This is a genomic window from Allobosea sp. WAO (genome assembly GCF_001509835.1).
Lineage (GTDB): Bacteria > Pseudomonadota > Alphaproteobacteria > Rhizobiales > Beijerinckiaceae > Allobosea.
The window spans coordinates 22,292-29,459 of the sequence record NZ_JXTJ01000025.1 but is presented as its reverse complement, the minus strand read 5'-3'; the positions used below and the strand labels follow the sequence as shown (position 1 = coordinate 29,459).

15 protein-coding genes are annotated in these 7,168 nt (G+C 64.0%); all 15 read left to right on the top strand.

What is annotated here, in order from left to right; all coding sequences use genetic code 11:
- A partial coding sequence (locus DK26_RS27970; protein ID WP_248310130.1) for an EF-Tu/IF-2/RF-3 family GTPase occupies positions 1 to 544 on the top strand: 544 nt, incomplete at its 5' end.
- Between the two features lie 70 nt (positions 545 to 614).
- On the top strand, positions 615 to 923 hold the full coding sequence (gene rpsJ, locus DK26_RS27965) for a 30S ribosomal protein S10 (RefSeq protein WP_043237115.1): 309 nt from the start codon (positions 615 to 617) through the stop codon (positions 921 to 923).
- 70 nt (positions 924 to 993) lie between these two features.
- Complete coding sequence (gene rplC / locus DK26_RS27960) at positions 994 to 1,719, top strand: 50S ribosomal protein L3 (protein ID WP_066480090.1); 726 nt, start codon at positions 994 to 996, stop codon at positions 1,717 to 1,719.
- Entirely contained in the window at positions 1,719 to 2,339 is a 621-nt protein-coding gene (gene rplD, locus DK26_RS27955) for a 50S ribosomal protein L4 (RefSeq protein WP_066480088.1), read from the top strand. The genes rplC and rplD overlap by 1 nt, the downstream gene beginning before the upstream one ends.
- Positions 2,336 to 2,644: a 50S ribosomal protein L23 gene (locus DK26_RS27950; RefSeq protein ID WP_066480079.1), complete on the top strand. Its 309-nt coding sequence runs from the start codon at positions 2,336 to 2,338 to the stop codon at positions 2,642 to 2,644. The genes rplD and DK26_RS27950 overlap by 4 nt, the downstream gene beginning before the upstream one ends.
- Positions 2,645 to 2,659: 15 nt before the next feature.
- Positions 2,660 to 3,502 carry a 50S ribosomal protein L2 gene (rplB, locus tag DK26_RS27945; protein WP_066480077.1) on the top strand — a complete coding sequence of 281 codons (843 nt, stop codon included), beginning with the start codon at positions 2,660 to 2,662 and terminating at the stop codon, positions 3,500 to 3,502.
- A gap of 8 nt (positions 3,503 to 3,510) precedes the next feature.
- Positions 3,511 to 3,789, top strand: coding sequence for a 30S ribosomal protein S19 (rpsS, locus tag DK26_RS27940; RefSeq protein ID WP_066480075.1), 279 nt, complete (start codon positions 3,511 to 3,513; stop codon positions 3,787 to 3,789).
- 3 nt (positions 3,790 to 3,792) lie between these two features.
- Complete coding sequence (gene rplV / locus DK26_RS27935) at positions 3,793 to 4,176, top strand: 50S ribosomal protein L22 (RefSeq protein ID WP_066480071.1); 384 nt, start codon at positions 3,793 to 3,795, stop codon at positions 4,174 to 4,176.
- Positions 4,177 to 4,186: 10 nt separating this feature from the next.
- Positions 4,187 to 4,903 (top strand): 30S ribosomal protein S3, encoded by a 717-nt coding sequence (rpsC, locus tag DK26_RS27930; RefSeq protein WP_066480070.1) that lies wholly within the window; start codon positions 4,187 to 4,189, stop codon positions 4,901 to 4,903.
- A gap of 18 nt (positions 4,904 to 4,921) precedes the next feature.
- Positions 4,922 to 5,335: a 50S ribosomal protein L16 gene (gene rplP / locus DK26_RS27925; RefSeq protein ID WP_066480062.1), complete on the top strand. Its 414-nt coding sequence runs from the start codon at positions 4,922 to 4,924 to the stop codon at positions 5,333 to 5,335.
- A 10-nt stretch (positions 5,336 to 5,345) separates the two neighbouring features.
- Positions 5,346 to 5,558, top strand: coding sequence for a 50S ribosomal protein L29 (rpmC, locus tag DK26_RS27920; RefSeq protein ID WP_066480060.1), 213 nt, complete (start codon positions 5,346 to 5,348; stop codon positions 5,556 to 5,558).
- Positions 5,559 to 5,569: 11 nt separating this feature from the next.
- The gene (gene rpsQ, locus DK26_RS27915; RefSeq protein ID WP_066480058.1) at positions 5,570 to 5,812 is read left to right on the top strand and encodes a 30S ribosomal protein S17; all 243 of its coding nucleotides are present in this window, start codon (positions 5,570 to 5,572) and stop codon (positions 5,810 to 5,812) included.
- Positions 5,813 to 5,920: 108 nt separating this feature from the next.
- A complete protein-coding gene (rplN, locus tag DK26_RS27910) occupies positions 5,921 to 6,289 on the top strand; it encodes a 50S ribosomal protein L14 (RefSeq protein WP_066480057.1) in 369 nt (122 codons plus the stop codon).
- Positions 6,289 to 6,606 (top strand): 50S ribosomal protein L24, encoded by a 318-nt coding sequence (rplX, locus tag DK26_RS27905; RefSeq protein WP_066480055.1) that lies wholly within the window; start codon positions 6,289 to 6,291, stop codon positions 6,604 to 6,606. The genes rplN and rplX overlap by 1 nt, the downstream gene beginning before the upstream one ends.
- Positions 6,599 to 7,165 carry a 50S ribosomal protein L5 gene (gene rplE / locus DK26_RS27900; RefSeq protein ID WP_066480052.1) on the top strand — a complete coding sequence of 189 codons (567 nt, stop codon included), beginning with the start codon at positions 6,599 to 6,601 and terminating at the stop codon, positions 7,163 to 7,165. The genes rplX and rplE overlap by 8 nt, the downstream gene beginning before the upstream one ends.
- Positions 7,166 to 7,168: the final 3 nt, after the last annotated feature.

The window sequence follows — 7,168 nt, the reverse complement described above, 5'->3', positions numbered from 1 at the left end:
GGTCGAAGACGTGTTCTCGATTTCGGGCCGCGGCACGGTGGTGACCGGCCGCGTCGAGCGCGGCATCGTCAAGGTCGGCGAGGAAATCGAGATCGTCGGCCTGAAGGACACGGTGAAGACGACCGTCACGGGCGTCGAGATGTTCCGCAAGCTGCTCGACCAGGGCCAGGCCGGCGACAACATCGGCGCGCTGCTGCGCGGCACGAAGCGCGAGGACGTCGAGCGCGGCCAGGTGCTGTGCAAGCCGGGCTCGGTGAAGCCGCACACCAAGTTCAAGGCCGAAGCCTACATCCTGACCAAGGAAGAGGGCGGCCGTCACACCCCGTTCTTCACCAACTACCGCCCGCAGTTCTACTTCCGCACGACGGACGTGACCGGCGTGGTGCACCTGCCGGAAGGCACGGAGATGGTGATGCCGGGCGACAACATCTCGATGGAAGTGCACCTGATCGTGCCGATCGCGATGGAAGAGAAGCTGCGCTTCGCCATCCGCGAAGGCGGCCGCACCGTCGGCGCCGGCGTCGTCGCTTCGATCCTCGCGTAAGCCAGGGCTGATCTGAGGGCGAAGGCCCTTTGTGGCCTTCGCCTTTTCACGTCACGGAGATAACAAGACCATGAACGGTCAGAATATCCGGATCCGCCTCAAGGCGTTCGATCATCGTATTCTTGATGCGTCGACGCGCGAGATCGTCTCGACCGCCAAGCGGACCGGCGCGCAGGTGCGCGGCCCGATCCCGCTGCCCACGCTGATCGAGAAGTTCACCGTCAACCGCTCGCCCCACATCGACAAGAAGTCGCGCGAGCAGTTCGAGATGCGGACCCACAAGCGGGTTCTCGATATCGTCGACCCGACCCCGCAGACGGTCGACGCCCTCATGAAGCTCGATCTCGCCGCCGGCGTCGACGTCGAAATCAAGCTCTGATCCATCATCGGGTCCTCTGTTTCCGGGTTCTTTCCCGGATGGACATGACCCCAAGGGAAGGTGTGCACCGATGCGTTCCGGTGTGATTGCACAGAAAGTCGGGATGACCCGCATCTTCACGGATGCCGGCGAACATATCCCGGTCACGGTGTTGAAGCTCGACAACTGCCAGGTTGTCGCGCATCGCACGGTCGAGAAGAACGGCTATGTCGCCGTGCAGCTCGGGTCGGGCTTGGCCAAGGTCAAGAACGTCTCGAAGGCTCAGCGCGGCCATTTCGCCGTCGCCAAGGTCGAGCCGAAGCAGAAGCTCGTCGAGTTCCGCGTCACTGACGACGCGCTGATCCCGGTCGGCGCCGAACTCACCGCCGACCATTTCGTCGTCGGCCAGTTCGTCGATGTCAGCGGCACGACCACCGGCAAGGGTTTCGCCGGCGGCATGAAGCGCTGGAACTTCGGTGGTCTGCGCGCCACGCACGGTGTTTCGGTATCGCATCGCTCGATCGGTTCGACCGGTGGTCGCCAGGACCCTGGCAAGACCTTCAAGAACAAGAAGATGCCCGGCCATATGGGTGTCGACCGCGTCACCACACAGAACCTGCGCGTCGTCCAGACGGACGTCGAGCGCGGTCTGATCCTGGTCGAGGGTGCGGTTCCCGGCGTTGCCGGTGGCTGGATCCACGTCCGTGACGCGATCAAGCGCGCCCTGCCGAAGGACGCTCCGCTGCCGGGCAAGTTCAAGGTCAACGGCGGCGACGCCCAGGCTCCTGCGGCCGAGACGGTTGAGGAGAACGCGTGATGAAGCTCGATATCACCACTCTCGAAGGCGGTAACGCCGGTTCCGTCGAGCTCTCGGACGCGATCTTCGGCCTCGAGCCGCGCGCCGACCTGCTCGCCCGCATGGTCCGCTACCAGCTGGCCAAGCGCCGCGCCGGTACGCACAAGACCAAGGGCCGTTCGGAAGTCGATCGCACCCGCAAGAAGATCTACAAGCAGAAGGGCACCGGCGGCGCTCGCCACGGTGCGGCTTCGGCTCCGCAGTTCCGCGGCGGTGGCAAGGCCTTCGGGCCGGTGGTGCGCGACCATGCGCACGACCTGCCGAAGAAGGTGAAGGCCCTGGCCCTGCGCCATGCGCTTTCGGCCAAGGTCAAGGATGCCGGCCTGATCATCATCGACGACGCCAAGCTGGCGGAGCCGAAGACCAAGGTCCTGCTGGGCCATTTCAGCAAGCTCGACCTGTCGAGTGCGCTGGTGATCGGCGGCGCCGAGATCGACGTGAACTTCGGCCTGGCCGCGCGCTCGATCCCGAATGTCGACGTCCTGCCGATCCAGGGCATCAACGTCTATGACATCCTGCGTCGCGACAAGCTCGTGCTGACGCGCTCGGCTGTCGATGCGCTGGAGGCGCGCTTCAAATGAGCCAGTCCAAGAACATGGATCCGCGGCATTACGACGTGATCGTGAGCCCGGTCATCACCGAGAAGGCGACGATGCTCTCCGAGCATAACAAGGTCGTCTTCGAGGTTGCCAAGACGGCTACCAAGCCGCAGATCAAGGCGGCGGTCGAGAAGCTGTTCGACGTCAAGGTGAAGAGCGTCAACACGCTCGTCACCGAGGGCAAGATCAAGGTCTTCCGGGGCCGGCTCGGCCAGCGTTCGGACGTCAAGAAGGCGGTCGTGACCCTCGAGGAAGGTCACTCCATCGACGTGACCACGGGCCTGTAAGAGAGGATCGACAACATGGCTTTGAAGCATTTCAAGCCGGTCACGCCGAGCCTTCGCCAGCTCGTGATCGTCGACCGCAGCGAGCTCTACAAGGGCAAGCCCGTCAAGGCGCTGACCGAGGGCAAGTCGTCCTCGGGTGGCCGCAACAACAACGGCCGCATCACGGTCCGCTTCCGCGGCGGTGGTCACAAGCGCACGCTGCGCCTGATCGACTTCAAGCGTCGCGGCAAGGCCGGTATCCCGGCGACCGTCGAGCGGATCGAGTATGATCCGAACCGCAGCGCCTTCATCGCGCTGATCAAGTACACCGACGGCGAGCTGAGCTACATCCTGGCTCCGCAGCGCCTGGCGGTCGGCGACACCGTCGTCGCCGGCGACACGGTCGACGTGAAGCCCGGCAACGCCGCCCCGATGGGCTCGCTGCCGATCGGCACCATCGTCCACAATGTCGAGCTCAAGATCGGCAAGGGCGGGGCGCTGGCGCGTTCGGCGGGCAACTACGCCCAGATCGTCGGTCGTGACCAGGGCTACGTCGTGGTTCGCCTGAACTCCGGCGAGCAGCGCCTGATCAGCGGCCAGTGCTATGCGACTGTCGGTGCGGTTTCGAACCCGGACCACATGAACACCAATGACGGCAAGGCCGGGCGCTCGCGCTGGCTGGGTCGTCGCCCGCACAACCGCGGCGTCTCGATGAACCCGGTCGACCATCCGCACGGCGGCGGCGAAGGCCGCACCTCGGGCGGCCGTCATCCGGTCACGCCCTGGGGTCTGCCGACCAAGGGCAAGAAGACCCGCTCGAACAAGCGGACCGATACGTTCATCGTGTCGAGCCGTCACGCCCGCAAGAAGAAGAACTGAGGTCCGTCATGGCGCGTTCGCTTTGGAAAGGTCCGTTTGTTGACGGATACCTTCTGAAAAAGGCCGAGGTTGCCCGTTCGGCGACCCGGCAGGAAGTCATCAAGATCTGGAGCCGTCGCTCCACGATCCTGCCGCAGTTCGTCGGTCTGACGTTCGGCGTCTACAACGGCCACAAGCATGTGCCGGTTGCCGTGTCCGAGGAGATGGTGGGCCACAAGTTCGGCGAGTTCTCGCCGACGCGCACCTTCCACGGCCACGCCGCCGACAAGAAGGCGAAGAGGAAGTAAGCCATGGGAAAGCCCTCCGCCCCCCGTGCGCTGCCTGAGAACGAGGCGGTTGCGGTTGCCCGCAACCTCCGCGTCTCCCCGCAGAAGCTGAACCTTCTCGCCCAGCTCATTCGCGGCAAGAAGGTCTCGACCGCGCTCGCCGATCTCGAGTTCTCGCGCAAGCGGATCTCGACCGACGTGCGCAAGTGCCTGCAGAGCGCGATCGCCAACGCCGAGAACAATCATGATCTCGACGTCGACGATCTGGTCGTCGCCCAGGCTTTCGTCGGCAAGGCGCTGGTCATGAAGCGCTTCCACGCCCGCGCCCGCGGCCGTGGCGCCCGCATCATGAAGCCCTTCGCGAACATCACGATCGTGGTGCGCGAAGTCCAGGCGGCCAAGGCCTGAGGAGAGAACGATGGGTCAGAAAATCAATCCGATCGGCCTTCGTCTCGGCATCAACCGGACCTGGGATTCGCGCTGGTTCGCCAACAAGGGCGAGTACGGCAAGCTGCTCCATGAGGACATGGCCATCCGCGCCAGCCTGATGAAGCTGCTGAAGCAGGCCGCCGTCTCGAAGATCATCATCGAGCGCCCGCACAAGAAGTGCCGCGTCACCATCCACTCGGCGCGTCCGGGCGTGGTGATCGGCAAGAAGGGCGCCGATATCGAGAAGCTGCGCAAGGCGGTGATGAAGCTCACCAAGGCCGATGTGACGATCAACATCGTCGAGGTGCGCAAGCCTGAGATCGACGCGACCCTGGTCGCCGATTCGATCGCTCAGCAGCTCGAGCGCCGTGTGGCATTCCGCCGCGCCATGAAGCGGGCCGTCCAGTCGGCCATGCGTCTGGGCGCCGAGGGCATCCGCATCAACTGCTCCGGCCGTCTCGGCGGGGCTGAGATCGCGCGCCTGGAATGGTACCGCGAAGGCCGCGTGCCGCTGCATACGCTGCGCGCCGACGTCGACTACGGCGTCGCCACTGCCTTCACGACCTATGGCACGTGCGGCATCAAGGTCTGGATCTTCAAGGGCGAGATCCTGGAACACGACCCGATGGCCCAGGACAAGCGCCTCTCGGACGAGGGCGGCCGCTCCGGTGGTGAGCGTCGCGAACGTCGCGAGCAGGCTGCGTAAGGCTGATCGAGAAGAGCCATGCTGCAACCAAAGCGCACTAAATTCCGTAAGCAGTTCAAGGGGCGCATCTCCGGCGTCGCCAAGGGCGGCACCGACCTCAACTTCGGCCAGTTCGGTCTGAAGGCTCTGATGCCCGAGCGCATCACCGCCCGTCAGATCGAAGCTGCCCGTCGCGCCATTACCCGCGCGATGAAGCGCGCCGGCCGCGTCTGGATCCGCGTGTTCCCGGACGTGCCGGTTTCCAAGAAGCCGACCGAAGTCCGCATGGGTAAGGGCAAGGGCGCTCCTGAGTATTGGGCGGCCAAGGTCAAGCCGGGCCGGATCATGTTCGAGATCGACGGCGTCGCCGAGGACACCGCCCGCGAGGCGCTGCGTCTCGGGGCTGCCAAGCTCCCGATCAAGACCCGCTTCATCCAGCGCATCGCCGAGTAAGGAGGGCGACATGAAAGCTACGCAACGCCTGTCCGATCTCAAGGTCATGAGCACGGACCAGCTCCAGGAAGAGCTTCTCAAGCTCAAGAAGGAGCAGTTCAACCTGCGTTTCCAGCGCGCCACCGGTCAGCTCGAGAACACCTCGCGCGTTACCCAGGTGCGCAAGGAGATCGCCCGCATCAAGACGCTGCAGCGGTCGAAGACCGTCGCCGCGAGCGCCTGAGGAGTTAGACCATGCCGAAGCGCGTGCTGCAGGGCGTCGTCGTCAGCGACAAGCAGAACAAAACTGTTGTGGTTAAGGTGGAGCGGCGGTATACGCACCCGCTCCTTAAGAAGACGGTTCGCCGTTCGAAAAACTACCACGCCCACGATGAGGGCGAGGTGGCCAAGATCGGTGATCAGGTCTGGATCGAGGAATCCAAGCCCATCTCTAAGTTGAAGAGCTGGGTTGTGCTCGACGGCGCGCCGAAAGCGTAAAGTCATTTCGAGGCCAGGGGGCGATCGACCCCCGTCAGTCGTAGTCCGGGCGGAGCGGAGAGCTCTCGTCCGGAAACCGCGCTGATATGGAATGGAAGGATCAAGGCCATGATCCAGGTGCAGACGAATCTCGAGGTCGCCGACAATTCCGGCGCCCGCCGCGTGATGTGCATCAAGGTTCTCGGCGGCTCGAAGCGGCGCTATGCCCGCATCGGCGACATTATCGTGGTTTCCATCAAGGAAGCCATTCCGCGCGGCCGCGTGAAGAAGGGCGACGTCATGAAGGCGGTCGTCGTTCGTACGGCCAAGGACGTCAAGCGCCCCGACGGTTCGGTGATTCGCTTCGACCGCAATGCGGCCGTGCTGATCAACAACCAGAAGGAGCCGGTGGGCACTCGTATCTTCGGACCGGTTCCGCGCGAGCTGCGCGCCAAGAACCACATGAAGATCATTTCGCTCGCTCCTGAGGTGCTGTAATGGCTGCGAAGATCAAGAAGGGCGACAAGGTCGTCGTGCTCGCCGGCCGTGACAAGGGCAAGGACGGCGAAGTCCTCCAGGTCCTGCCGAAGGATGGCCGCGCCGTCGTGCGTGGCGTGAACCTGGTCAAGAAGCACACCAAGGCCACGGCGCAGTCCGAGGGCGGCATCATCAGCAAGGAAGCGACGATCGACCTGTCGAACCTCGCTGTCGCCGATCCGAAGGACGGCAAGCCGACCCGCGTCGGCTTCAAGGTGCTCGATGACGGCCGCAAGGTCCGTTTCGCCAAGCGTTCGGGGGATCTGATCGATGGCTGATACCCAGCAGGCGGCCCTCACGCCGCGGATGAAGAAGCACTACGAGGACGTTGTCCGCCCGGCGATGATCGCCGAGTTCGGCTACAAGAACGTCATGGAAGTGCCGACGATCGAGAAGATCGTCATCAACATGGGCGTTGGTGAAGCGACTGCCGACCGCAAGAAGGTCGACAACGCCGCCGGCGACCTCGCCATGATCGCCGGTCAGAAGCCGGTCATCACCAAGTCCCGTCTCGCCATCGCCGGCTTCAAGCTGCGCGAAAACATGGCGGTCGGCTGCAAGGTCACGCTGCGCAAGACCAAGATGTTCGAGTTCGTCGACCGGCTCGTCACCATCGCCTTGCCGCGCGTGCGCGACTTCCGTGGTCTCAACCCGAAGTCGTTCGACGGGCGCGGCAATTTCGCGCTCGGGATCAAGGAGCACATCGTGTTTCCTGAGATCAACTACGACAAGGTCGACCAGGTCTGGGGTATGGACGTGATCGTCTGCACGACTGCGAAGTCGGACGACGAGGCTCGGGCCCTGCTCAAGCACTTCAACTTCCCGTTCCGGCAGTGAGCC